A 22,942-nucleotide genomic window follows, 5' to 3' on the forward strand; every position below is an offset into this window, starting at 1 on the left:
CGGCCGTGACCCCGCCCCGGGGGTGACGTCGCAGACCCCATGAGGATCACCTGGACATTCGGGCCTTCGCCGTCGGCGGTGGTCAGCACAGTGGGCGCTCGTCGCAGCGCGCCGCGCGGGTACCGGCTCGGCCGGCTTCTGGGGAGGGCGTGATCTTTAGACTCGGAGCATGTCAGCCTCGCGCGCCTCCATGACCTACGCGACCGCCCTCAACCGCAACGAGCTGTTCGAGAGCCCGGGGCTGCGCCGCGACATCCCCTCACTGATGACTCCTGAAGAAGAGGTGCTGCTGGTGCTGCCGGGTGTGGCCGGCGACTTCCCGGAGGTCATGATCGTGACCGCTGCGCGCGTGATGATCGCCGCCGTCGCAGGGCCGATCAAGCAGGCCAAAGTCAAGCGGGAGGTACCGGCCTCCGAGGTGACCGGTGTGACCTACCGGCCCGGGCTCTTCGCGCGCGTGAAGGTGGCCGCCGCCTCGGGCCGCGAGCTGAAGATGGTGCCGCACCGCAGGGCCGACGCCGAGCGCTTCACCCGCGAGTTCGACCATCTGCTCCGCACGGGCTCGCTCCCCTCCTGAACGATGACCGGCCGGCACGACAGCGAACGGCCGGGCCCCGGTGAGGCCCGGCCGCTGCGCAGAGGCGGATCAGCGCGCGAGGGTCGTTCAGTAGGCGACGGCGAAGCGGGCGCGGCGGTGGGCCGGCGTCTCGACCTCGTCGAGGATCGCGAGGGCCAGATCCGCGCCCGAGAGCTCGGAGTTCCCCTCCTCGTCCGCGAGCATCACGTCGCCGCCGACGCGGTAGGTGCCCTTGGCCTCGCCCGGGTTCATGCCGTTGAACATCGCGGCGGGGCTGACGAAGAACCAGTCCAGCTCCTCGCCCTCGGCGCGCAGGTCCTCGAGGACGGCATCGAGCTCACGGGCCTCGACCTTGAACGGCTCGGGGAACTCGGGGATGTCAACGAGCTTGGGGCCGCCCTCGGAGACGAACAGCGAGCCGGCGCCCCCGATCACGCCGAGGCGGACGCCCTTCTCGGCGGCGAGGCCGCGGAGGTCCGTGTAGGCACTGCGCAGCAGGCCCGCCTCGGCGAGGTCGCCACGGGGCGACGCGGCCGCGATCACGACGTCGGCGCCGTCCAGGAGCTCTGCGAGGAACTCCGCATCGCGCACATCGCCGGCGCGGTGGGTGGTGCCGGCGGGCAGCGACTCCGGCGCGGTGCGACTGACGGCGACGACCTCGTGGCCGCGGCCTGCCGCTTCCGCGACGATGTGGCTCCCGGCGTATCCGGTGCCTCCCAGAACGATGATGCGAGCCATGGGCTCTCCTTCCGTGCGCTCTCCTGAGCGCGGTCGAGATCACGGGGCGAGGATGCCCCTGGCCCGCTGCAGATGCCGTGGACCTTGACACTCACCGTAGGTAACCTAGTCTCTAATGGGAAGTAGGCACTTTGCGGTAACCATCCCTCCGCGGTATTCCGTCCCTCACAGAGGAGCTCGTGATGGCCCTGTTCGACTTCGACCCCTACAACCGCGAGTGCCCCTCGCGACAGCTGCTCGACCGCATCGGCGACCGCTGGACGGTGCTCGTGATCGGCATGCTCGAGGACGGCCCGCAGCGCTTCTCCCAGATCTCCCGCCGTGTCGACGGCATCTCGCAGAAGATGCTCACCCAGACCCTGCGCTCGCTCGAGGCCGACGGGCTGGTGCTGCGCACCGCCTATCCGGAGATCCCGCCGCGGGTCGAGTACGAGCTCACACCCCTCGGCCGCTCCCTGCTGGCGCCGCTGCACGGCCTGGTGGAGTGGGCGCGGCAGCACATGGACGAGGTGCAGGCCGCGCGGGCCGGCTCCGCGCTCGCCTGAAGTCCCTCCCGTCGGCCGTCGGGCGTGGCGGCGCTCGCGCGTCACACCCCCGTGGTGTGCTGGGGCGCATGAGCGGAACACAGATGCTCCTGATCGGGCTGACCCTCGGCGCGGTGCTCGGCGCCGCGGTGACCTGGCTGCTGCTGCGCGAGCGTGCGCGGGCGCTGGTGGAGAGCCGGCGCTCCGAGACGGATGCGGCCGGGCAGCTGCTGCGCCTGGCCGATGAGCGCCACGAGCGGGACGTCGCCCGCAGGGACGCGGCCGAGGAGGAGCGTGAGGTCGAGCTCCAGCGCACCCTCGCGCCGATCTCTTCCACGCTCGCCCATCTCGAGCGGTCCCTGGCCCGTTCCGAGGCCGCGCGCATCGAGGCGGAAGGGGCGCTGCGGGCGCACCTCGGCCAGCTCGCCCAGCGCGCGCAGTCCCTCGAGTCCGGCACCAGCGCCCTCACCGCCGCGCTGCGCGCCCCCACCGCACGCGGACGCTGGGGCGAGGTGCAGCTGCGGCGGATCGTTGAGGCCGCCGGAATGATCGAGCACGTGGACTTCTCCGAGCAGCTCTCCGGCACGCGGGCCGACGGGAACGCCGGGCAGCGCCCGGACCTGGTGGTCCACCTCTCCGGGGACCGGCATGTGGTGCTCGATGCGAAAGCGCCGATGGACGCCTATCTCGATGCGACCGAGGAGACGGACCCGGAGCGCGCCGCGTCGCGCCGGAAGGCTCACGCGAAGGCGCTGCGCCACCACGTGGGCGTGATCTCCGCGAAGGCGTACTGGAAGGCGCTCGGGGACACCCCGGAGTTCACGGTGCTGTTCGTGCCCAGTGACGGAGTGCTGGCCGCGGCGCTCGAGACCGATCCCCATCTGCTCGAGGATGCCTTCGCCAAGGACGTCGTGATCACCTCCCCGTCCACGCTGGTCGCGCTGCTGCGCACCGTCGCGCACACCTGGCGCACCGACGCCCTGAACCGCGATGCCCGCGCCGTGCTCGACGCGGGCCGGGAGCTGCACCACCGGCTCGGGACCTTCACCGGGCACCTGGGCAAGGTGGGCCGTTCGCTGGACTCGTCGGTCGCCGCGTTCAACGAGGCGGTCGGCTCCCTGCAGTCACGTGTGATGGTCACCGCACGACGATTCGAGGAGCTCGGACTCGCCGGCACCCCGGTGGACGAGGTCGAGCAGCTCACGCGACGGGCGCGCACACTCGATGAGGAGGAGATCGCGGACCTCGCCGCACCGGTGGAGTCCCGCTCGCAGCCCCTGCGCGAGGACCGTACGGGCTGACTCGGGCGGGCAGCGCTCAGATCAGGACTCGGCGGTCGCACCCTCACCGGTGGGCTTGGTGCGGCTGTCGCTCACACCCCGGTTCTTCATCTCCTGGCGCAGCTCGCGCGGGAGGGAGAACATCAGGTCTTCCGTCGCAGTGCGCACAGGCTTCACGTCTCCGTAGCCCCGCTCGGCCAGCTCGGCGAGCAGCTCCTGGACCAGCACGTCCGGCACCGAGGCACCGGAGGTCACGCCCACGGTCCCGACGCCCTCGAACCACTCCTCGCGCAGCTCGGAGACCGAGTCGATGCGGTGGGAGGCCTTCGCGCCGGCATCCTTGGCGACCTCCATCAGGCGCACGGAGTTCGAGGAGTTCGGGGAGCCGACCACCAGCACCAGATCCGCGTCCGGGGCGATCTTCTTGATCGCGACCTGGCGGTTCTGGGTGGCGTAGCAGATGTCATCGCTGGGCGGGGCCTGCAGTGTCGGGAAGCGTTCACGCAGCTTGTCGACCGTCTCCATCGTCTCGTCGACGCTGAGGGTGGTCTGGGAGAGCCAGACGACCTTCTCGGGGTCGCGCACGGTGACCTTGTGGACGTCGTCCGGCGAGTTCACGATCTGGACGTGCTCGGGTGCCTCGCCAGCGGTGCCCTCGACCTCCTCGTGGCCCTCGTGGCCCACCAGCAGGATGTCGTAGTCCTGGCGGGCGAAGCGCACCGCTTCCTTGTGGACCTTGGTCACCAGGGGGCAGGTCGCATCGATGGTGCGGAGATTGCGTGCCTCGGCCATCTCGCGGACCTTCGGGGAGATGCCGTGGGCGGAGAAGATCACGAGCGCCCCCTCGGGGACCTCGTCGACCTCCTCGACGAACACGGCGCCCTTCTCCTTCAGACGGTCCACCACGAACTTGTTGTGGACGATCTCGTGGCGCACGTAGATGGTCTCGTCGTAATGCTCCAAGGCACGTTCGACGGCGACCACAGCTCGGTCGACACCCGCGCAGTAGCCGCGCGGCTCGGCAAGAAGGACGGTTCCGGTGCTCACGCCTCCCATCGTAGGAGGCGAACCGCGCTGGTGGCAGGGTGGTGGGGCAAGACTCACCATCCCTCCACAGGCACCCTCGCTCCACAGGCACTGTGCGGCCACAGGCGCTGCGCGTCCACAGGCACTGTCCCTCCACAGGTGCAGTGGGTCCACAGCAGGGCCCGGCTGCGATGAGCTGTCCGGACCTCGTGCCAGAGTGGACCCCATGACGCAGACCTCTCCCGAGCCGGATGCGGACAGCGGCGCGGCAGCCCGGCCCGCACTGGCCGCCACCGCAGCGCAGACCACCGCAGAGAATCCGTGGCCGCTGCGGCAGCTGTCCGTCAAGGTCGGCGAGTACGTGGCGAGGATGGCCCCACTGTGGGTCGAGGGCGAGATCGTCCAGCTCAACCGTCGACCGGGCGCGGGCATGAGCTTCATGACGCTGCGGGACATCGACGTGGATATGTCGTTCTCGGTCCCGGTTCGCGAGCATGTGCTGCGCACCCTCCCGGTCGAGCCGGTCCCGGGTGCACGGGTGGTGATCCACGCCAAGCCCACCTTCTGGACCAAGCGCGGAAGCCTCCAGCTCGAAGCCGACGACATCCGTCCGGTGGGCCTCGGTGAGCTGCTGGCCCGGCTCGAGCAGCTCAAGCGCGTGCTCGCAGCCGAGGGGCTGTTCGCCGCCTCTCGGAAGCAGCCGCTGCCGTTCCTGCCCCGCGTGGTGGGCCTGATCTGCGGCCGGGAATCCGCGGCCGAGCGAGACGTGGTCGTCAACGCCCAGCGCCGCTGGCCAGCGGTGAGGTTCGAGATCCGTGAGGTCGCGGTGCAGGGCGCGAAGGCGGTGCGGGAGGTCTCCGCAGCCTTGCGCGAGCTCGACGAGCGCGAGGAGGTCGACGTCATCATCATCTCCCGTGGCGGCGGCTCCCTCGAGGATCTGCTGCCCTTCTCCGACGAGCAGCTGACCCGGCTGGTCGCCGCCGCGAAGACTCCGATCGTCTCCGCCATCGGTCACGAGGTGGACACCCCGCTGATCGACCTCGCGGCGGATGTCCGCGCGTCCACCCCCACCGATGCCGCGAAGCGGGTTGTCCCCGATATCCAGGCCGAGGTCGAGCAGCTGGACCTCGGCCGCACCCGGCTGCGAGCGGGGATCCGGGCCCGCATCGAGCGTGAGCAGTCCGCGCTGGATGCGATGCGATCGCGGCCCGTGCTGGAGAACCCGGCCACGATCCTCGCTGGCCGGGCGGACGAGATCCGGTCCCGGATCTCCCTGGCCCGCACGCTGATCGGCTCCCGCCTGGACCGGGCGGCCGACGAGGTCGATCACCTGGGACGCCAGGTGCGCTCCCTCAGTCCGTTGGCGACCCTCGAGCGCGGCTACGCCGTGGTCCAGGACGCCGGCGGCACGATCATCCGCGCCCCTGACCAGTCCGCCACCGGGCAGGCACTCTCGGTCCGCGTGGCCGGGGGTCGCTTCGGGGTGCAGCGCACCACCGATGACCCGTACACCCCTCCTGCGCAGCCCACCCAGGCCTTCCCTTCCGAGCAGGACGTCGCTTCCGGCAAGACTCTGCCCTCCGACCGGGCCGTCCCTTCCGACCAGGCCCTGCCCTCCCACCAGACCACCCCTCCCGAGGAGACCCGATGACCCCGAGCACGAGCCCCGAGAACGAACTGACGGCGACCGAGGGCGACCCCGCGGCCAGCAGCCCCTCGGTCACCCCCGCCGACGGTGCGCAGCAGCTGCCCGCCGATATCGCTGAGCTCTCCTACGAGGCCGCCCGCGACCAGCTCGTCGATGTCGTGCGGCGGCTCGAATCCGGGCAGGGCGGGCTCGAGGATTCGATCGGGCTGTGGGAACGCGGCGAGATGCTCGCCCGCCGCTGCCAGCAGTGGCTCGACGGCGCCCGCGAACGCCTCGACGATGCCGTCGCCGCGCGACGCTCTGAGGACGGCGCCTCACGCTGACGCAATGCGGCTGAAAGCCGCTCGACTGCGGGCCAGTGCGGCTTCGCGCGGCCCAGCGCCGACCATCAATGCAGCAGTGTGGCCCCGGGTCGCGCGGCCATGAGGCAGTGCGACTGCGGGCCGTTCAGCCGATCGACGTCAGAGCGGCGCCCGCGAGCTCCTCGAGCTCGGCCTGCTCGGCATCGCCGTGGACGAGGAAGCCCCAGTCCGTGCCCTGACAGGAGATGCCGAGCTGCCTGGAACTCTGCTCGCCGCCGCTGAGCAGGCTGCACTCGGCGCCCTCAATGGTGAGCTCCTCCTCGACGGCACTGCCCGGCAACGCTGCGGAGAGCATCGGAGCACTGACCTCAGAACCCTCGGTGAGGGTCACCAGCTGCCCCTGCGGTGAGGAGTACTGCACCACCCAGCGCGGGTCCTGCCCATCGGCGAAACGTGCGGAGCGCTCGCTCCACTCCTCCCCCACCGCAGGCACGGCCACCGGGAACGGCACGCTGCGCTGTGCACGCTCCGCGCTCGCGGACACATCGAGGTCGGAGTTCTCCAGCGGCTCACGCTTCAGATCACTGCCCACGCCGAAGAATGCGATGCCGATCACGACCACCACCGCCATCGTCAAGGCGAGCGCCCACACCATGTTGCGCAGCACGGTGTTCTTCTTCGACGGCAGCTCATAGGCGGACTTCGGCTGCGGCCGGGGTGCCGGGGACGCTGGCTGCGCGGTCGGCGCAGCCTGCTCCGGAGGTGCGGAGGTCTCGTGGTCGGGATCGTGCATGACCCCATTGTCCCTGCTCCCCTCCGCGCTGGCTGTCAGGGTGAGGCGCCCCACCCGTCGACCTCACCACAGGCACTGACACGCGCCGCGCCGCCTCGTGCAGCACAGCGCCCGGACCTGGCTGAACCGGATCACCGCGAACCAGACCCGCCGCACGGCACGGCACGGCACTGCAGGCGGCCGGTCGCTGCGCCCCGCCGCCTGCTCCCGCGTTCGCCCCGCCCCCAGAAACCTGCAATGATCGAGCGGTGAACGCGAGATTCCTGATCGTCGGAGAAGCACTCACTGACATCGTCGTCGACGCCGACGGCGTCCGTCGTGAGCATCCCGGCGGGTCCCCCCTGAACGTGGCCGTGGCGCTCAGCCGCCTCGGCCATCCCACCGACCTCCTCACCCGCATCGGCAACGATGCGCGCGGCGACGCGATCCGTGCCCATCTGGAAGCGTCAGGCGTACGGCTGACGGCCGGCAGCTCGGTCGCCGCGCCGACCTCCACGGCGCTCGCACAGCTGGATGTCACCGGAGCTGCCACCTACGAGTTCGATCTGCTCTGGGACCCGGACCCGTCGGGCCTGCCCGCTCAGATCGAGGCCGTGCACACCTCCTCGATCGCCGCAGTGCTGGATCCCGGCGCCAGCACGGTGCTCGATGTGCTGCGCAGCCGTCGGGAGAGCGCGACCATCAGCTACGACCCCAACGCCCGCCCTTCCCTGATGGGGGCGCCGGAGCTGGTGCGCGAACGGGTCGAGGCGAGCATCGCCCTCAGCGACGTCGTCAAGGCGTCGGATGAGGATGTGGCCTGGCTGTACGGCACAGACGACGTGGAGGATGTGGTCGCCTCCTGGCGTGAGCTCGGCCCCGCGCTCACGGTGATGACCCGGGGCGCCGAGGGCGCAGTGGGCTTCGCCGAGTCCGGCCGGGTGCAGGTCTCTCCCGTCGTCGTCGACGCTGTCGACACCGTCGGTGCCGGGGACACCTTCTCCGCCGGGATCCTCGATGCCCTCGCAGCGAAAGGCCTGCTGGGGGCTCAGAAGCGTCCGGCGCTGGCCGCGATGCCGAGCGTCGAGGTCGCCTCGGTCTTGAGGCGCGCCGCGGCGCTCGCCGCGATCACCGTCTCTCGCGCGGGAGCGAACCCGCCCTGGAGCCACGAGCTCAGCTGACCGGCCATTGCGGCCGGCACATCCGTACCGGGGCTCCCGCACCCTCGACGGCTCCCGCGCCCCAGACCACTTCTCCTGCCCCTGTTCGTTCCCACCGATCCACTGCATGACAACCCCGAGGGAGGCCTCTCCATGAACCAGTCCACGACCGCCGCGCAGCAGGATGGCTACCGCATCGAGCACGACACCATGGGCGAAGTGCGGGTGCCCGCCTCGGCCCTGTACCGGGCGCAGACCCAGCGTGCAGTGGAGAACTTCCCGATCTCCGGTCAGGGCCTGGAGCCCGCACACATCCACGCCCTCGCCCAGGTGAAGAAGGCAGCGGCGCGCGCGAACCAGGACCTCGGGGTGCTGGACTCGGCCATCGCCGACGCGATCGTCGCCGCGGCGGATGCGGTGATCGCCGGCGATCACGACGACCAGTTCCCGGTGGACACCTACCAGACCGGCTCCGGCACCAGCTCGAACATGAACATGAACGAGGTGCTCGCGACGCTCGCCACGAACGCCGGCACCGAGGTCCACCCCAACGACCACGTGAACTGCTCGCAGTCCTCGAATGACGTCTTCCCCACCTCGGTGCACGTGGCGGTCACGCAGGGCGTCGTCGAGAAGCTGCTGCCCGCGCTCGCCCACCTCGCCGAGTCGCTCGAGAAGAAGGCCGAGGCCTGGAAGAGCGTCGTCAAGGCCGGCCGTACCCACCTGATGGATGCCACCCCGGTGACCCTCGGCCAGGAGTTCGGCGGCTATGCGGCATCGATCCGCTACGGCATCGAGCGTGTGGAGGCGGCTCTGCCCCGCACCGCTGAGGTCCCCCAGGGCGGCACCGCCGTCGGCACCGGCATCAACACCCCGATCGGCTTCCCGCAGAAGGTCATCGCGAACCTCGCCGAGCAGACCTCGCTGCCGCTCACCGAGGCGCGCAACCACTTCGAGGCGCAGTCCAACCGCGACGGCCTGGTGGAGATGTCCGGTGCGCTGCGCACCATCGCGGTCTCCCTGACGAAGATCTGCAACGACGTGCGCTGGATGGGCTCGGGCCCCAACACGGGCCTCGGCGAGATCTCGATCCCTGACCTGCAGCCGGGCTCCTCGATCATGCCGGGCAAGGTCAACCCCGTGATCCCCGAGGCCGTGCTGATGGTGTGCGCAAAAGTCATCGGCAACGACGCCGCGATCGCCTGGGGCGGCGCGCAGGGCTCCTTCGAGCTGAACGTGCAGATCCCGCTGATGGGCACGAGCCTGCTCGAGTCGATCCGGCTGCTGGCCAACGCCTCCACCGTGCTGGCGGACAAGACCGTCGACGGGCTGGTCGCGAACGAGGAGAAGGCCCGCTTCTACGCGGAGGCCTCCCCCTCGATCGTCACCCCGCTGAACAAGCTGATCGGCTACGAGTCCGCCGCGAAGATCGCCAAGCACGCCGTCGCCGAGCGCATCTCCGTGCGCGAGGCCGTCGTCGCGCTGGGCTTCGTGGAGCGCGGCGAGCTCACCGAGGCGCAGCTGGACGAGGCCCTGGACGTGCTGTCCATGACCGCGCCGAAGGCCTGATCAGAGTCTTCTGAGCGACGGGGCTCCCCACCGGTCGGTGGGGCGCCCCTTCCTCTGTCATGGCGTAGTCAGCGGTCGAGCTCGTGCCATCGCCCGAGCGGCATCTCGGCGGCTGCGCGAGCGGTCTCGGGAGCGATCTCACCGCGGTCCTCGAGGGCGCGCAGCACGCGGTCCCCGTTGCGTCGCAGCGCATTCTGCTCACGCTCCTCCAGCAGTGCGACGGCCCAGCCGAGAGCTGCCACCGGTCCTCGCGGGCCCGAGTGCTGCTGGCGCCATTCGGTGTCCTCGGTCAACGCGTGCTGGATCCGTTGCAGATCGCGGGCGTGGGCGTGTTCGAGGCTCCGCAGCGAGGTGACGGCGAGGAGATTCCCGATCGCCAGTGCTGCGGCGGCGATGTTGAGGGATGCCGGGCTCCCCCAGTCCCCCGTCCCACCGCGGATCGCGAGGAACAGGCCGCTGAACAGCACCAGAGGGAAGACGAGCAGGACCGCGACTGCGCTGATCAGTCGCACCACGTGGGCCCTCGCCGGCCAGACCGCCCATGCGAGCAGGAGTACGAGCTGCACCGCGATCACCAGCAGCGAGGTGACCTCGAGTGCTTCGAGAAAGCGACCGGTGCGATGATCCAGGACTGCTGGGCTGCTCGAACCGGTGTGCCGGGGGATCAGCAGCAGCGGCAGCGACGGCAGCGCGATGAGTGCGGCCCAGAGCGCCCAGCGCAGCGGTTTCAGCCCTGCTCGGAGCCGCGGGTGCAGGAATGGGGTCTCCGTCTCGCCATGCCGTCGGGTGTCGAGCACCGTCGAGGTCAGGTGTCGATCCCGGCGTACGAGCCGCGCCTCGGCCTCCGCCACGGTGAGCGGGCCCTCGGCCGTCCGCGCCCACTCCGCGACATCGTCCAGCTGCTCCCGTGCGCGGCGACGGGCGGCCCGTCGGGTGGTGCGGACGGATTCCTCGGGCACGATCGCGGGTCCTCTCGGCACCGTGATGGCGCACTGCTCAATAGTTCTGCGCCATCAGTGTGCACCAGGGACGGCTCCGGAGCGCTCCTTGACCTGGAGTGCACTCCAGGTGGTGTGCTCACTCCATGATGATGCTCCTCGCTCTCGTGCCCTTCACCCTGCTCACGCTGATGCAGCTGCTCGCCCTGGTCGCTCTGCGCAGCGGCCTGCAGGAGGGCGTCGTATCCCTCGCGGCAGCCTGGCCGTCCGTGCTGGCTTACGTGCTCGCGGCGCTGCTGTGCTGCACCGCCCTCGGTCTCGCCCTGGGCCTCGGGGCGTGGGGGAACGGTGGCGACCACAGCAGGGTTCTCGCCCTCACCCTTGGAGTCGGGGCCGGTGCCCTGGTGGTATTGGGGCCGCTGCTATGGGGCCATGCGGCCGGTGAGTTCACCCTGTCCCATCACCTGGTGCGGGCTCTGCTGGTCGCGCCCGCCGTCGTGCTCTACTGCTGGTATGTCTCTGCTCATCGGTGAAGTCTCCGCCCGTAGCGGGCTCAGCCATGACACTCTGCGCTATTACGAGCGGGTGGGAATGATCCCCGCTCCGGAGCGGGATGCGACTGGCCGGCGCCGCTACGATGCGGCGGTGCTGGACCTGCTGCGGATCGTGGATGCCCTGCGGCGGGCGGGGTTCTCGCTCGCGCAGGTCTCCTCCGTGCTGGAGGTGAAGGCCCGCACCCGGACGGTGAGGGGGCGCACCGTGGCGATGCGGCAGGCGATCGCGCTCCTCGAACAGGATCTGGACAGCCGCACCGCAGCGATCGCGGATGCCCGGAGTCTGCTGTCCTCCTGGCAGGAGGAGCTCGATGCCGGCGAGCCGTGGCCGGACACGCCCCTGGACTGCTGAGGGGCGCGACCTCCCCGATCAGAACACCGGCTCGTCCAGCACGTGGGTCACCAGCTCTGCGACCTTGGAACGCTCGGAGCGCTGCAGGGTGATGTGGGCGAAGAGGTCCTTCTCCTTGAGCGCCTCGACCACGGAGGCGATCCCGTCATAGCGGCCGATGCGGAGGTTGTCGCGCTGGGCCACATCGTGGGTGAGCACCACCCGGGAGTTCTGCCCGATGCGGGAGAGCATCGTCAGCAGCACGTTCCGCTCGAGGGACTGGGCCTCGTCGACGATCACGAAGGCGTCGTGGAGGGAGCGGCCGCGGATGTGGGTCAGGGGCAGCACCTCGAGCATGCCGCGCGAGAGCACCTCGTCGATCACGTTCTGGGAGACCATCGAACCCAGGGTGTCGAACACGGCCTGGCCCCAGGGCCCCATCTTCTCGCCCTGGTCGCCCGGGAGGTAGCCGAGCTCCTGACCGCCCACGGCGAACAGCGGGCGGAACACCATGATCTTGCGCTGGGTGCGACGCTCGAGCACGGCTTCGAGCCCTGCGCACAGCGCCAGTGCGCTCTTGCCGGTGCCTGCGCGGCCGCCGAGGGAGACGATGCCGAGGGACTCGTCCTGGAGCAGGTCGATGGCAATCCGCTGCTCGGCCGAGCGGCCTGCCACCCCGAACACGGTCTGATCGCCCTCGACCAGGCGGACCTCGCGATCGCGGGTGACGCGCCCGAGGGCAGAGCCGCGGGGGCTGCTGATCGTCAGCCCGGTGTGCACGGGCTGATGCGCCACTTCAGGGATCTCGACCGTCTGGCCGTCATAGAGATCGGCCATCGTCTGCTCATCGACCGCGGTGGTGACCAGGCCGGTGTAGCCGCGATCGCGCGCCAGCTCGGCGCGGTACTCCTCCGCGTGGATGCCCGACGCGCTCGCTTTGATCCGCATCGGCAGGTCCTTCGAGACAAGCACCACGTTCTTGCCCTCGAGCTGCAGGTTCTTGGCGACGGCGAGGATGCGGGTGTCGTTGTCCCCGAGCCGGAACCCGTCCGGCAGGGAGGCGGTGCTCATGTGGTTGAGCTCGACGTGCACGTGCCCGCCGTCCTTGCCGATCGGCAGCGGCTGGGCGAGGTTTCCGTGCAGCTCGCGCAGATCATCCAGGAGGCGCAGGGCCTGGCGGGCGAAGTAGCCGAGGTCCGGGTGGTGGCGCTTGGCCTCGAGCTCCGTGACCACCACGATCGGGAGCACGATGTCGTGCTCGGCGAAGCGATGCAGGGACAGCGGGTCCGAGAGCAGCACGGAGGTGTCCAGCACGTAGGTGATCACCCCGGTCTCGACCTCAGCGAGCATCTGCTGAGCGGCGCCGGGGAGCAGCGAGGGGACCACCGGGGCACCGTCGTGGTTCGCCGCGTCGATCACCGCCGCTCGGCTGCGGGTGCTGAACGATGCCGTGCCGTCGGTGGCGGGCATCGTCTCGCGAGCAGTGATGGTCTCTTCCATGGGTGCCTCCCGAGATCGAGCGGATGCCTGGACCATAGCCGCGCCGGCAGCCGCCATCGGGCGCGTACCGCAGGGTGCGGGTACGACGTTCACCCGATCGTCACCGGGTGTTCTGCAGCACTCCCGGAGGCCTTCAGTGTGCCACCGGCCACAGCAGGTGGCGTGGAGGCGGGCGGGAGTGTTCGCTCTGCCGTGCCACGTGACGCCCGGCTAGACCCCCATCCAGACGACCCGCCGCACCCTCAGCCGCTCTCCCCGCAGCGCCCACAGCCGGACCCCGCCCGGGCCGAGACAGGACATCGTCCGTTCAGGCGCCGAAGCGGCGCTCCCGGCGGCAGAAGTCCCGCAGCGCCCGCAGCAGGTCGATCCGTCGGAAGCCGGGCCAGTAGGTCTCGCAGAACCAGTACTCCGAGTGCACGGACTGCCAGAGCAGGAAGCCCGAGAGGCGCTGCTCGCCGGAGGTGCGGATGATGAGGTCCGGGTCGGGCTGGCCGCGGGTGTAGAGGTGCTCGGCGATCGAGTCGACGCTGATGTCCGAGGCGATCTGATCGCCGTCGAGCCCCTGCCCGGAGAGGTCGCGCACGAGCTCGCGCACCGCGTCGACGATCTCCTCGCGGCCGCCGTATCCGATGGCGACGTTCACGGTCAGCGAGGATTCTCGAATGACCTGCTCCTGAGCCCGGGCGATCCCGGCGCGCATCTCTTCAGGCAGCGCCTCGGCATTGCCGGTCAGCCGCACGCAGTGACCGGCCTGGATGATCTGCTCGATAGTGCCGGTGATGATCTCGTAGAGGGCGACGAGCTCCTCGGGCGGGCGGCGCAGATTGTCGGTGGAGAGCATCCATACGGTGACCAGTGGGATGTCGAGACCGTCGCACCAGGAGAGGAACTCGAGGATCTTGGCGGCACCGACGCGGTGGCCATGCTCGGTGGTCTCCCCCGCCTCCTTCGCCCAACGGCGGTTGCCATCGACGATCACGCCCAGGTGCTGCGGGAGCGAGAAGGACTCGAGCTCCTTGGTGAGCCGACGCTCGTAAACGCGGTAGAGGAGACCGTCGTCGTCCATCCCAGCCTCCGTTCCGTCCCGCTGTTGCTCATACCCGGTGGTGCTCATGCCCGCTGGCACTCATGGATGCCCGCGCCACGGGCCGTTCTCCACCCCGCCTCAGCGACGCGCGGTCGTGGGCGCTGGGGCGCACCTGTCCATTATCGGTCACCCTGCGGCGCGGCCTCGACGAACCCGGGAAATCGACACCGGATGGACACAGCGAGCACACCATTAACCTACGGCCCCGTAAGTTACGGTGTTCTCATGAATTCCGGATTTCGACACGAGGACGGCCGGCGCCCTTCCGGGCACATCCCCGACGCTTCTGATCACGCACAGACCGCACCCGAGTTCGAGGATCCCGCCGCGCGGGAGCTCTTCGAGGCGACCTCGGGCAGCGGGGGCACCGAGCTGCCGTCCGACGACGACCTGCCCACTGCCGAGAAGTTCCCGTTCGCTCCGCGCACCCTCACCCGGGCGATGGCGCAGCGGGCCACCCAGCTCGGCCTCCAGCTGCCCAAGCCGCGCCTGCGCGGGACGCTGCACCTGATCGCGTTCCCCACCTCTTTGGTGGCCGGCCTGATGCTGGTCGCTGTCGGCGACACCTTCGCGATCCGCCTGGCCTGCGCGGTGTTCGTGCTCACCGCGGGCCTGCTGTTCGGCATCAGCGCCGTCTATCACCGCGGCACCTGGACCCCACAGAAGGCGATCATGCTGCGGCGCTTCGACCACGCGAACATCTTCCTGATCATCGCCGGCACCTACACCCCGATCGCGGTGGCGATGCTCGAGCCTGGCTCGGCTCGCACCCTGCTGGCGATCGCATGGGGCGGCGCGCTGGTCGGCGTCTGCTTCCGGCTGTTCTGGACCGGTGCGCCGCGCTGGATCTACGTGCCCGCCTACATCGCGCTGGGCTGGGTGGCGGTGTTCTACATGCCGCAGCTGCAGGCCAGCGGCGGCTGGGCCGTGGTCTGGTTGCTGGCGATCGGCGGCCTCGCCTATACGGCGGGCGCGGTCATGTATGCGCTCAAGCGCCCGAATCCCTCACCGGCCTGGTTCGGGTTCCATGAGCTCTTCCATGCCGGGACCCTGATCGGCTTCGGCTGCCACTTCGCGGCAGTCACGGTTGCCGTGGTCTGACGAGTCGTCGTGATCTGGCGGGTTGCAGTGATCCGACGGGACGCCGTGCCCTGATGGGCCGCAGCATTCCGGATGGGCCGCCGTCAGCTGACGGTCGCCGCTCAGCGGTCCTCGGTGGAGGGTCGGGTCCCGCCCTCGGGGCGGTCGCCCGCTGGGCCATTCGCCTCAGAGGTCGACTGGTCCGTCGTCGATGGGTCCTCCGCCGGCTGCTCGCTTGCCGACTGGTCCGTCGTCGGCTGAGATTCCACCGGCTGTGTTTCCACCGGCTGTCCGTCCACCGACTGTGCATCCACTGGCCCGCCGTCGGCTTCCGCCGCCGCCTGTTCGGCCTCGGCGCGCTCTTCGGCCTCGATCCGCTCCTTGAGCCGTGCCTGGGCCTGGATCCGGCGGGTATGGCGGGTCATGCTGATCGCGAGCAGCACCACCAGCACCGCCAGCACGAAGGCCGCGAAGAAGCCCGGCAGCCCCGGCGAGACGGTGACGGAGTTGAGCTCTCCGCCGTCGGAGGGGCTCGGGGCGGCGAACACCAGGCCGGCGTCGAGCAGAAGCTGTGCCCCGTTCATGCGCGCGCCTCCATGGTCTCGTTCCGCAGCCCTGCGAACAGGTCGGTCTCAGGAAGCTTGACCCCGATCCGAGAGATGTGCAGCTCGTAGTCCTCGGTGCCCCAGGCCGCGGTCTCGGCATCGTGCGAGATGCGGAAGAACGGCCCTTCGGGATCGACCTGGGTGGCGTGCGCCCGCAATGCATCGTCCCTCACCGCGAGGTAGTCACGGACGTCGATGCGCGTGGTGAGCAGCCGATCATGGCTCTCGTCGTAGTGCTGGAGCATCTGATCGAGCTCCTCGTTCGGCGTTCCTTCGGTGCGCAGGTGCCGGCTGACCGCCGAGAACCGCTGCCGGTGGAAGCCGTTGATGTAGTAGAGCTTCGCGATCGACCAGGGATCGCCCAGCTCGGGCGCGAAATCCGGGTCCGCTGCGAGGTCGAAAGCGGCCACGCTGATCCGATTGACCTGGATGTGGTCGGGATGCGGGTAGCCGCCGTTCTCGTCATACGTGGTCATGACATGGGGGCGAAGGCGACGCACGGACTCGACCAGGGGGCGCACCGCCTCCTCGACTGGGGTGGCGGCGAAGCTCCCGGCCGGCAGCGGTGGCAGCGGGTCGCCTTCGGGGAGCCCTGAATCGATGAAGCCCAGCCACTCGTGGTCCACGCCGAGGATCTCTTTGGCGCGCTCCATCTCCCGGCGACGGATACCGGGCAGGGCCTCGACGGTCACGGTCGGGTCATCACGCAGGCGCGGGTTCAGGACATCGCCGCGCTCACCGCCGGTGCAGGTGATGACCGTGACCTGGACACCCTCGCGCGCATATCGAGCAGTCGAACCGGCACCCTTGGACGACTCGTCGTCCGGATGCGCGTGGACGGCCACCATCCGCAGTGGTTCATCGGAAGCGGGCAGCTGGACGGTCACGGGACTCCTCGGAGGCGGCTGGACGGTGTCGGGACCCCCAGCGACGGTGCGCATGCTCTGCACGGAGCCGGTGGGGTGCACCAGCGTCCGATCGTACGCCACCCCCGCTGAGTGGAACCGGGAGGAACCGGGGATTCCCGGACGACGTGACAGGCACCTCCCCACCTCTCCGGACGCTCCCGGGGAGCACCCGGACAGGGTCTGGGAGACTGGCCCCATGAACGACGTCAGGGAGCGGCACGCCGACCGCTATGGGAAGCCGCTCGTCAGCCGACGCACCGCCCGTGTGCTCCTCGCGCTCGCTGTCGCGGCGTTCGTGGCCGTGGTGCTCTACGTGGGGATCCAGGCCGCGAGCACGCCGGTCCGTTCCGAGGTGCTCTCCTACGAGCATCTCGCCGATGACTCGATCGGCGTGGACTTCATGGTGACCATGGACCCGGGCACGGAGGCGAGCTGCCGTATCCAGGCGCTGAACAAGGGCCGTGCGCAGGTCGGTTTCGTGGAGACGGAGATCCCTGCCCAGGAGGATCGACGCACCGCGCACCACGTCGAGATCTCGACCCAGGGCGATGCGGTCTCTGCAGAGGTCGTCAGCTGCTCCGCACGGTGAGCTGGCCGCGGTGATTACTCGATGCGCGTAAACGTGCCGGGGATCCCCGGGAAAGCGTTCTGCGCGGTGTAATGTATTCCGAAACCGGCTCGACGCCGATTGATCATCACCCGCACACGGGGCGCATGAGGACATGTGCCCCGTGATTCGCGTATATGGGGATCGTTTCCCGATGCGCACTACCGAGGACGACAGGAGTGAACCCATGAGCAGCCAGCCTAATGGCGCCTGGCTCACCCAGGACGCGTACGACCGCCTGACCAAGGAGCTCGCGGAGCTCGAAGGTCCGGCACGCGCAGAGATCACGGAGCGCATCGCTGCGGCTCGTGACGAGGGGGACCTGAAGGAGAACGGCGGCTATCACGCCGCTCGTGAAGAGCAGGGCAAGATGGAGTCCCGGATCGCGGATCTCCAGCGTCTGCTGAAGAACGCCGTGGTCGGCGAGGCTCCGAAGGACGACGGCGTGGTCGAGCCCGGCATGGTCGTGGGCATCACGATGGCCGGCAAGGAGCGCACCTTCCTGCTGGGGAACCGCGAGATCGCTGACGGCGACGACGACCTCGAGGTGTACTCCTCGGAGTCGCCGCTGGGCAGCGCGATCCACGGTTCCCGGGTCGGTGACACCGTCGAGTACACGGCGCCGAACGGGAAGACGTTCTCGATCGAGATCCTGACGGCCACGCCCTACAAGGCGTGACCCGCACGGCGTGAGCCGCCGCCCGAGATCGCGGGCGCAGAGCATGAAGGAAGGCCCCCGTCCCGGCAGCTGCTGGGATGGGGGCCTTCTTTCACGCATTCAACGAGCGCCCGCCCGGGGCAGGCGCCCAGGCCGGGCGCCTCGGGGCCCGAGCGGGCGGGCGTGGAGCTCAGATGCCGTCGCGGTCCTCGCGCGCCGGGTCGTGTAGCGGGTCCTGCGGCGCGTCTCCTCCCGCGTCGGCCACGGGGGTGCCGGAAGCCGGGAGGTCCGCGTCAGGGGCCGGATCCACCGGAGCCGGATCGGAACCCGCTGTGGTGGTGGCAGGAGTCGCAGTGGCGGTGACAGGAGCCGCGGCGGTGGCTGCAGCACCGGTGGTGGCCGCGCCTCGGGGAGCGGTCGCACCTCCGCGGACCGCGCCGGCCGGGCGCACCGTGGAGGGGCGCAGCGCGGCGAAGCTCGGGATCGCGAGCTTGATCCCGCCACCGCTCTCCGCGCCCGCTGCGGGGGCTCGTTTGCGGGTGAGCGAGGCGAAATGCTCGCGGCTCGCCCTGTCCTCTCCGAGATCCGGGCTCGGGTCTCGGCCCACCACGTACAGCAGCGTGGCGTTGACGAAGGCGATCACCGGGATCGCGAACAGCGCGCCGGGGATGCCGGCGATCATCGCGCCTCCGGCGACTCCGAGGAACACCGCCAGGGGGTGCAGCTCGACAGCTTTGCCCATCAGGAACGGCTGGAGCACGTTGCCCTCGATCTGCTGCACTGCGAGCACGATCGCGAGCATGATCAGCGCCCCGATCCAACTCTTCAGCACGAGCACCAGCAGCACGGCGATCACGCCGGAGAGGATCGCGCCGACCAGTGGGATGAAGGAGAACAGGAACACGAGCAGCCAGATCGGCACCGCATAGGAGCCGAGCCCGAGCGCCACCATGCCGATGGCGATGCCGATGGCGTCCACGGCGGCGACCAGGATCTGGGTGCGCATGTACGCCGACAGCGCCTTCCAGCCCCGGCGGAACGCTTCATGGGTGGGGACCCGGGCCGCGGGCGGCAGCAGGCCCACCACCCAGCGCCAGATCCCGGCACCGCCCGAGAGCAGGAAGAACAGGGTGAACAGCGCCACCAGGATGCCGGTGACGACGTTGCCGAGCACTGCAGCGGTGCTGAGCGCTCCGGAGACCAGCTGCCCGGAATACTGCTCAAGCTGCTGGAGGCCCTCGTCGAGTGCTGCGTTCATCATCGGCAGGTCGATCTGGAAGGTCGTGGTGGCCCACTCCACGAGGCCCTGGAACCCCGTGACGGCCTTGTCCTGGATATCCGCGAACTGTGCGAACAGCTGCCGTCCGGCGAGGGTGAACATCCCGGCGATCACCAACAGCAGACCGAGCAGCGCGATGCCGCTGGCCGCAGTTCGCCCGAGGAAGGTGTAGCGGGTGAGGACCTTGACGATCGGCGTCAGCAGCGCGGCGAGCAGGATGGCGATGAGCACCGGGATCACGATGGTGGTGATCTGCAGCAGCCCCCAGATGATCAGGGCGGCGGCAGCGACGACGACGATGAGCCGCCAGGACCACGCCGCAGCTCGACGAACGCCCAGCGGGATCTCCTCGACCTCCGGCGCGAGGCTCGAGGCCCTCGGGGTGGCGCGCAGCTTCGACATGGGACTCCTTCCGTGAGCCACGGCGGCTCAGGGGCATCCTAATCACGCACGCTCGAAGATCCGCACGCGAGCGCGGGAACGGGACCGACAGCGAGACCAGGACCGGGACCGACGAAGGTCGGCCCCTGACTCACCGAGCGGGGGGCATGTGCCTGACCTCGCGGGAACTACCGTGATCCCATGCACAGTGAGCACCCGTCCTCCTCTCCTGATCTCGAGGTCCCCCACGCGCCGCCCTCCCAGGCGGCCCCCGCTCCTTCCGGAGTGACCCCCGCTCCTTCCGGAATGACTCCCGCTCCTTCAGGGATGGCCGCCGGCCCTTCAGGGATGGACCCTGCTCCCTACGGGGCGGCCCCCGCATCGCAGCCGGTCCACGGGGTCGCCGCGCCGATCGCTGCCGACGCGGCGATCCCGGAGCGGAGCGCGCTGTCGATCCGAGGCCTGCGGAAGTCCTTCGACAAGACGGAGGTCGTGCATGGGATCTCCCTGGATGTCCCCCGCGGCTCCTTCTACGGGATCGTGGGCCCGAACGGGGCGGGAAAGACGACCACGCTGTCGATGGCCACCGGGCTGCTGCGCCCGGACGGAGGCACCGCCCATGTGCTCGGGCACGACATGTGGGCCGAGCCGCAGCAGGCCAAGGCCCTGCTCGGGGTGCTCGCCGACGGGCTGCGCACCTTCGACCGGCTGACCGGTCGGGAGCTGCTCACCTATGTCGGCCTGGTGCGCGGGATGAAGGCCGACGTGGTCGAGGAGCGGATGGAGTCACTGCTGACCGCACTGGACCTCGCCGGAGAGGACGGCAAGCTCGTCGTGGACTATTCCGCCGGCATGACCAAAAAGATCCTGCTGGCCAGCGCACTGCTGCATGCGCCCCGGATGCTGGTGCTGGACGAGCCGCTCGAGGCGGTCGATCCGGTCTCCGCGCAGGTGATCCGCAAGATCCTCACCGCCTATGTCGACGGTGGCGGCACCGTGGTGCTGTCCAGCCACGTCATGGAGCTGGTCGAGGGTCTGTGCAGCCACGTCGCCATCATCGCCCAGGGCGAACTGCTGGCCGACGGCACTCTGGACGAGGTCCGTCACGGCGGCAGCCTGGTCCAGACCTTCATCGACCTGGTCGGCGGCGGCGACGTCGCGGAGGGGAGCCTGTCGTGGTTGGAGTCCTGAGCAGCGAGCACGCAGCGACCGCCTCAGCAACGGACGTCCACCACGGTGCGATCTCGCAGAAGCACCTGATCCGCCTGCAGCTGACGCTCAAGTGGACGCTGTGGAAGCGGTCCTACCGCAAGAACGTCGGCAAGCTGGTCGGCACCATCTTCGGTGTGCTGTACACCCTCGGCGCCCTGGTGGGCCTGGTGTTCCTGTTCCTGGGCACCACGCTTTGGGCTGGGGAGGGCTCGACCTTCCCGCTGATCGTGCGGGGCCTGGGGGCTCTGGCCGTGCTGCTGTGGTTCCTGATCCCGGTGGTCGCCTTCGGCCTCGACGACACCCTCGATGCGCGGGCCTTCGCGCTCTTCCCCCGCAGCGCGAAGGAGCTCCAGCCCGGCATGTTCGCCGCTGCAGCGCTGAGCCTGCCCAGCCTCTTCACGCTGCTCGCGGTTGCGATCGCGACCGGGTTCGAACTGCTGTGGCTGATCGTGTTCGGCCAGGGCGCTGCATGGATCATCCTGGGTGCGCTCGCCCTGGTGCCGGCGAATCTCGCCGCCTTCGCCCTGTGCCTGCTGCTGCCTCGCGCCTGGTTCGCGCATTCGGCGAGCCGCGCCTCCTCGCGCAGCGGGCGTGAGGTGGGCGGGATCCTCGGCTTCCTGCTCATGTTCATTGTGATCTACGGCTTCTCGCTGGGCATGCAGCGCGTCTCCGATCTCGACTTCACCCTGCTGGGGCGCATGATGCCCACGGTCGTCGAGGCGCTCGCATGGACCCCCGTCGGCGCGCTCTTCGCCGTACCGATGGATCTCGCCGAGGGCCGGGTGCTCACCGCGCTCGTCCGGGCCCTGATCGGGGCGGTCACCATCGCGCTGGTGTGGCTGTGGTGGCGACGTTCGATCGATCTCTCCCTCACCTCGGCGCTCACCGGGGATGCCTCCTCGGGGAACACCAAGGTCTCCCCGCTGGTGCCGCGCTTCATCGCCCCGAGCGCCTTCGGCGCGGTGATGGGCAAGTCGCTGCGCTACTGGCGCCGCGACACCCGCTATCTCGCGGCCCTCGGCATCTATCCGGTGATCATCGTGTTCTTCGTGGCGATGGGGTTCATGCTCCCGGAATCACGACCGATGATGCTCGCGATGACGATCCTCATGTGCGGGATGAGCGGGATCAGCCTGGCCAACGAGATCGGTTTCGACGGTCCCTCGGGATGGGTCAACATCGTCACCGGACTGCCCTCCCGCGCAAACCTGACCGGCCGCATCGCCGCGATGGCGGTGCTCATGGTGCCCGGCGTGGTGGTGGCGACGATCGCGATCCCGCTCCTGTACGGGATGGCGGACCTGATGCCGATGACGGTGATGATCTCGCTGGGGGCGATGGCCTGCGGCTGGGGCATCTCGATGGTGACCGGCGTGCTGCTCCCCTATCCGAGCTCGCCTCCCGGCACCAACCCGATGAAGGACAAGTCCGCCTCGAGCTCGAACGCGATGGTCGCGATGACCGTGGCGATGGTGGGGGTGTTCGTGCCGCTGATCCCGGCGATCGGCGTGGGCATCTGGGGTGCCGTCTCAGGCAGCCTCGCCCTCACCCTGCTCGCGGGGGTGCTCGCGCTGGTGGCCGGTGTGGTCGTGTTCCTGGTGGGTCTGCGGATCGCCGTGGTGCGGCTGGACGCACGCTACCCGGATGTGTTCCAGAAGGTCCGCAACCACGTCTAGCGAGTGGCCCGCGGGCTCTGGGAGAGGTCGCGTTCCATCACCAGCGCATCGATCCGTCGGCCGCGGATCCGGTAGTAGCCGCGCCGACGGTCGATCTCCCGGTACCCGGCAGCCGCGTAGAACGCGCGCGCCCGAGTGTTGTCCTCCCGCACCTCGAGCAGCATCCGCTCGGCGCCGCCTTCCTGTGCCTGCTCCTGGCACCAGTTCAGCAGCGCCCGGCCGATGCCGGCGCCCTCGCGGCGGGTGCCGATGGTGTGCAGGTCGGCGATGTCTCCGGCGAGCATGATCCCGGCGTACCCGAGCAGCTCGCCGTTCCCCTGCGGCCCGGCCGCGGCGATGACGTAGCGACGGTCAGGGTGCTCGATCTCGGCGGCGAGCTGGAAGACGTTCCAGGCCTCGTCGGGGAACAGCTCGAGCTCGGCGAACGCGATCTCCTCGACGTCCTCGATATTCGCCGGGCGCAGCGCCCAGGCGGGGTCGACAGCCGGCTCGCCGGAGGGCACGGCGGGCGGGACTGCGGGGCCGGTCAC

The 22,942-nt window shown here is 69.8% G+C and carries 24 protein-coding genes; 14 read left to right on the forward strand and 10 right to left on the reverse strand.

The window, feature by feature from the left end:
* Positions 1 to 169 precede the first annotated feature (169 nt).
* Complete coding sequence (locus tag ACT3UF_RS01075) at positions 170 to 577, forward strand: hypothetical protein (RefSeq protein ID WP_444598982.1); 408 nt, start codon at positions 170 to 172, stop codon at positions 575 to 577.
* Between the two features lie 87 nt (positions 578 to 664).
* On the opposite strand, the gene ACT3UF_RS01080 is transcribed toward ACT3UF_RS01075, so the two are convergent.
* A complete protein-coding gene (locus ACT3UF_RS01080; RefSeq protein ID WP_444592074.1) occupies positions 665 to 1,315 on the reverse strand; it encodes an NAD(P)-dependent oxidoreductase in 651 nt (216 codons plus the stop codon).
* 182 nt (positions 1,316 to 1,497) lie between these two features.
* Between ACT3UF_RS01080 and ACT3UF_RS01085 the strand changes: the two genes are divergently transcribed.
* Both ACT3UF_RS01085 and ACT3UF_RS01090 read left to right on the forward strand, forming a co-directional pair.
* Positions 1,498 to 1,860 (forward strand): winged helix-turn-helix transcriptional regulator, encoded by a 363-nt coding sequence (locus tag ACT3UF_RS01085; protein ID WP_441444967.1) that lies wholly within the window; start codon positions 1,498 to 1,500, stop codon positions 1,858 to 1,860.
* Positions 1,861 to 1,928: 68 nt separating this feature from the next.
* Entirely contained in the window at positions 1,929 to 3,140 is a 1,212-nt protein-coding gene (locus ACT3UF_RS01090) for a DNA recombination protein RmuC (RefSeq protein WP_444607970.1), read from the forward strand.
* 21 nt (positions 3,141 to 3,161) lie between these two features.
* Here the strand turns inward: ACT3UF_RS01090 and ACT3UF_RS01095 are convergent, their stop codons facing one another.
* Complete coding sequence (locus ACT3UF_RS01095) at positions 3,162 to 4,175, reverse strand: 4-hydroxy-3-methylbut-2-enyl diphosphate reductase (RefSeq protein WP_441444965.1); 1,014 nt, start codon at positions 4,173 to 4,175, stop codon at positions 3,162 to 3,164.
* 196 nt (positions 4,176 to 4,371) lie between these two features.
* On the opposite strand from ACT3UF_RS01095, the gene xseA reads away from it, so the two are divergent.
* Both xseA and ACT3UF_RS01105 read left to right on the forward strand, forming a co-directional pair.
* Positions 4,372 to 5,796 (forward strand): exodeoxyribonuclease VII large subunit, encoded by a 1,425-nt coding sequence (xseA, locus tag ACT3UF_RS01100; RefSeq protein ID WP_441444964.1) that lies wholly within the window; start codon positions 4,372 to 4,374, stop codon positions 5,794 to 5,796.
* Positions 5,793 to 6,116: an exodeoxyribonuclease VII small subunit gene (locus ACT3UF_RS01105; protein WP_441444963.1), complete on the forward strand. Its 324-nt coding sequence runs from the start codon at positions 5,793 to 5,795 to the stop codon at positions 6,114 to 6,116. The genes xseA and ACT3UF_RS01105 overlap by 4 nt, the downstream gene beginning before the upstream one ends.
* Positions 6,117 to 6,240: 124 nt before the next feature.
* Here ACT3UF_RS01105 and ACT3UF_RS01110 read toward each other — a convergent pair whose 3' ends face one another.
* Entirely contained in the window at positions 6,241 to 6,888 is a 648-nt protein-coding gene (locus ACT3UF_RS01110; protein WP_444598983.1) for a DUF4245 domain-containing protein, read from the reverse strand.
* Between the two features lie 248 nt (positions 6,889 to 7,136).
* Here ACT3UF_RS01110 and ACT3UF_RS01115 point away from each other — a divergent pair, with 248 nt between their 5' ends.
* Both ACT3UF_RS01115 and ACT3UF_RS01120 read left to right on the forward strand, forming a co-directional pair.
* Entirely contained in the window at positions 7,137 to 8,048 is a 912-nt protein-coding gene (locus tag ACT3UF_RS01115) for a carbohydrate kinase family protein (protein WP_442332750.1), read from the forward strand.
* 132 nt (positions 8,049 to 8,180) lie between these two features.
* Positions 8,181 to 9,596, forward strand: coding sequence for a class II fumarate hydratase (locus tag ACT3UF_RS01120; RefSeq protein ID WP_441444960.1), 1,416 nt, complete (start codon positions 8,181 to 8,183; stop codon positions 9,594 to 9,596).
* A 68-nt stretch (positions 9,597 to 9,664) separates the two neighbouring features.
* On the opposite strand, the gene ACT3UF_RS01125 is transcribed toward ACT3UF_RS01120, so the two are convergent.
* Entirely contained in the window at positions 9,665 to 10,555 is an 891-nt protein-coding gene (locus ACT3UF_RS01125; RefSeq protein WP_444598984.1) for a hypothetical protein, read from the reverse strand.
* 125 nt (positions 10,556 to 10,680) lie between these two features.
* Between ACT3UF_RS01125 and ACT3UF_RS01130 the strand changes: the two genes are divergently transcribed.
* A complete protein-coding gene (locus ACT3UF_RS01130) occupies positions 10,681 to 11,067 on the forward strand; it encodes a hypothetical protein (RefSeq protein WP_441444958.1) in 387 nt (128 codons plus the stop codon).
* Positions 11,048 to 11,440: a MerR family transcriptional regulator gene (locus ACT3UF_RS01135; RefSeq protein ID WP_444598985.1), complete on the forward strand. Its 393-nt coding sequence runs from the start codon at positions 11,048 to 11,050 to the stop codon at positions 11,438 to 11,440. Before ACT3UF_RS01130 ends, ACT3UF_RS01135 begins: the two co-directional genes overlap by 20 nt.
* Before the next feature lie 18 nt (positions 11,441 to 11,458).
* Here the strand turns inward: ACT3UF_RS01135 and ACT3UF_RS01140 are convergent, their stop codons facing one another.
* Together ACT3UF_RS01140 and ACT3UF_RS01145 are read right to left on the reverse strand one after the other, a co-directional pair.
* Positions 11,459 to 12,769, reverse strand: a complete 1,311-nt coding sequence (locus tag ACT3UF_RS01140; protein ID WP_441444973.1) for a PhoH family protein — start codon at positions 12,767 to 12,769, stop codon at positions 11,459 to 11,461.
* Positions 12,770 to 13,226: 457 nt separating this feature from the next.
* A complete protein-coding gene (locus ACT3UF_RS01145; protein WP_442332228.1) occupies positions 13,227 to 13,985 on the reverse strand; it encodes an isoprenyl transferase in 759 nt (252 codons plus the stop codon).
* A gap of 246 nt (positions 13,986 to 14,231) precedes the next feature.
* Here ACT3UF_RS01145 and trhA point away from each other — a divergent pair, with 246 nt between their 5' ends.
* On the forward strand, positions 14,232 to 15,107 hold the full coding sequence (gene trhA, locus ACT3UF_RS01150) for a PAQR family membrane homeostasis protein TrhA (protein ID WP_441444956.1): 876 nt from the start codon (positions 14,232 to 14,234) through the stop codon (positions 15,105 to 15,107).
* A 101-nt stretch (positions 15,108 to 15,208) separates the two neighbouring features.
* Here trhA and ACT3UF_RS01155 read toward each other — a convergent pair whose 3' ends face one another.
* Both ACT3UF_RS01155 and mca read right to left on the reverse strand, forming a co-directional pair.
* Positions 15,209 to 15,670, reverse strand: a complete 462-nt coding sequence (locus ACT3UF_RS01155) for a hypothetical protein (RefSeq protein ID WP_441444955.1) — start codon at positions 15,668 to 15,670, stop codon at positions 15,209 to 15,211.
* Positions 15,667 to 16,578 carry a mycothiol conjugate amidase Mca gene (gene mca, locus ACT3UF_RS01160; RefSeq protein WP_441444954.1) on the reverse strand — a complete coding sequence of 304 codons (912 nt, stop codon included), beginning with the start codon at positions 16,576 to 16,578 and terminating at the stop codon, positions 15,667 to 15,669. The genes ACT3UF_RS01155 and mca overlap by 4 nt, the downstream gene beginning before the upstream one ends.
* 217 nt (positions 16,579 to 16,795) lie before the next feature.
* On the opposite strand from mca, the gene ACT3UF_RS01165 reads away from it, so the two are divergent.
* Together ACT3UF_RS01165 and greA are read left to right on the forward strand one after the other, a co-directional pair.
* Positions 16,796 to 17,188: a DUF4307 domain-containing protein gene (locus ACT3UF_RS01165; protein ID WP_441444953.1), complete on the forward strand. Its 393-nt coding sequence runs from the start codon at positions 16,796 to 16,798 to the stop codon at positions 17,186 to 17,188.
* A 205-nt stretch (positions 17,189 to 17,393) separates the two neighbouring features.
* On the forward strand, positions 17,394 to 17,885 hold the full coding sequence (gene greA, locus ACT3UF_RS01170) for a transcription elongation factor GreA (protein WP_441444952.1): 492 nt from the start codon (positions 17,394 to 17,396) through the stop codon (positions 17,883 to 17,885).
* Between the two features lie 169 nt (positions 17,886 to 18,054).
* On the opposite strand, the gene ACT3UF_RS01175 is transcribed toward greA, so the two are convergent.
* On the reverse strand, positions 18,055 to 19,545 hold the full coding sequence (locus ACT3UF_RS01175; protein WP_444502110.1) for an AI-2E family transporter: 1,491 nt from the start codon (positions 19,543 to 19,545) through the stop codon (positions 18,055 to 18,057).
* 180 nt (positions 19,546 to 19,725) lie between these two features.
* On the opposite strand from ACT3UF_RS01175, the gene ACT3UF_RS01180 reads away from it, so the two are divergent.
* Positions 19,726 to 20,715: an ABC transporter ATP-binding protein gene (locus ACT3UF_RS01180; protein WP_441444950.1), complete on the forward strand. Its 990-nt coding sequence runs from the start codon at positions 19,726 to 19,728 to the stop codon at positions 20,713 to 20,715.
* Positions 20,700 to 22,412 carry a hypothetical protein gene (locus ACT3UF_RS01185; RefSeq protein ID WP_442332224.1) on the forward strand — a complete coding sequence of 571 codons (1,713 nt, stop codon included), beginning with the start codon at positions 20,700 to 20,702 and terminating at the stop codon, positions 22,410 to 22,412. The genes ACT3UF_RS01180 and ACT3UF_RS01185 overlap by 16 nt, the downstream gene beginning before the upstream one ends.
* On the opposite strand, the gene ACT3UF_RS01190 is transcribed toward ACT3UF_RS01185, so the two are convergent.
* On the reverse strand, positions 22,409 to 22,942 hold the full coding sequence (locus ACT3UF_RS01190) for a GNAT family N-acetyltransferase (protein ID WP_441444948.1): 534 nt from the start codon (positions 22,940 to 22,942) through the stop codon (positions 22,409 to 22,411). The genes ACT3UF_RS01185 and ACT3UF_RS01190 overlap by 4 nt on opposite strands.

The sequence above is a fragment of the Brachybacterium sp. AOP24-D1-21 genome, assembly GCF_052378665.1.
Taxonomy (GTDB): Bacteria; Actinomycetota; Actinomycetes; order Actinomycetales; family Dermabacteraceae; genus Brachybacterium.

Bases quoted from the DNA above. Each gene is read 5' to 3' on its own strand.
- ACT3UF_RS01075 (WP_444598982.1), top strand. From the start codon at position 170: ATGTCAGCCTCGCGCGCCTCCATGACCTACGCGACCGCCCTCAACCGC.
- ACT3UF_RS01180 (WP_441444950.1), top strand. From the start codon at position 19,726: ATGCACAGTGAGCACCCGTCCTCCTCTCCTGATCTCGAGGTCCCCCAC.
- ACT3UF_RS01085 (WP_441444967.1), top strand. From the start codon at position 1,498: ATGGCCCTGTTCGACTTCGACCCCTACAACCGCGAGTGCCCCTCGCGA.
- ACT3UF_RS01175 (WP_444502110.1), bottom strand. From the start codon at position 19,545: ATGTCGAAGCTGCGCGCCACCCCGAGGGCCTCGAGCCTCGCGCCGGAG.
- ACT3UF_RS01140 (WP_441444973.1), bottom strand. From the start codon at position 12,769: ATGCTCGCTGAGGTCGAGACCGGGGTGATCACCTACGTGCTGGACACC.
- trhA (WP_441444956.1), top strand. From the start codon at position 14,232: ATGAATTCCGGATTTCGACACGAGGACGGCCGGCGCCCTTCCGGGCAC.
- ACT3UF_RS01135 (WP_444598985.1), top strand. From the start codon at position 11,048: ATGTCTCTGCTCATCGGTGAAGTCTCCGCCCGTAGCGGGCTCAGCCAT.
- ACT3UF_RS01145 (WP_442332228.1), bottom strand. From the start codon at position 13,985: ATGGACGACGACGGTCTCCTCTACCGCGTTTACGAGCGTCGGCTCACC.
- ACT3UF_RS01165 (WP_441444953.1), top strand. From the start codon at position 16,796: ATGAACGACGTCAGGGAGCGGCACGCCGACCGCTATGGGAAGCCGCTC.
- ACT3UF_RS01095 (WP_441444965.1), bottom strand. From the start codon at position 4,175: ATGGGAGGCGTGAGCACCGGAACCGTCCTTCTTGCCGAGCCGCGCGGC.
- ACT3UF_RS01120 (WP_441444960.1), top strand. From the start codon at position 8,181: ATGAACCAGTCCACGACCGCCGCGCAGCAGGATGGCTACCGCATCGAG.
- ACT3UF_RS01155 (WP_441444955.1), bottom strand. From the start codon at position 15,670: ATGAACGGGGCACAGCTTCTGCTCGACGCCGGCCTGGTGTTCGCCGCC.
- xseA (WP_441444964.1), top strand. From the start codon at position 4,372: ATGACGCAGACCTCTCCCGAGCCGGATGCGGACAGCGGCGCGGCAGCC.
- ACT3UF_RS01130 (WP_441444958.1), top strand. From the start codon at position 10,681: ATGATGATGCTCCTCGCTCTCGTGCCCTTCACCCTGCTCACGCTGATG.
- ACT3UF_RS01110 (WP_444598983.1), bottom strand. From the start codon at position 6,888: ATGCACGATCCCGACCACGAGACCTCCGCACCTCCGGAGCAGGCTGCG.
- greA (WP_441444952.1), top strand. From the start codon at position 17,394: ATGAGCAGCCAGCCTAATGGCGCCTGGCTCACCCAGGACGCGTACGAC.
- ACT3UF_RS01105 (WP_441444963.1), top strand. From the start codon at position 5,793: ATGACCCCGAGCACGAGCCCCGAGAACGAACTGACGGCGACCGAGGGC.
- ACT3UF_RS01090 (WP_444607970.1), top strand. From the start codon at position 1,929: ATGAGCGGAACACAGATGCTCCTGATCGGGCTGACCCTCGGCGCGGTG.
- ACT3UF_RS01080 (WP_444592074.1), bottom strand. From the start codon at position 1,315: ATGGCTCGCATCATCGTTCTGGGAGGCACCGGATACGCCGGGAGCCAC.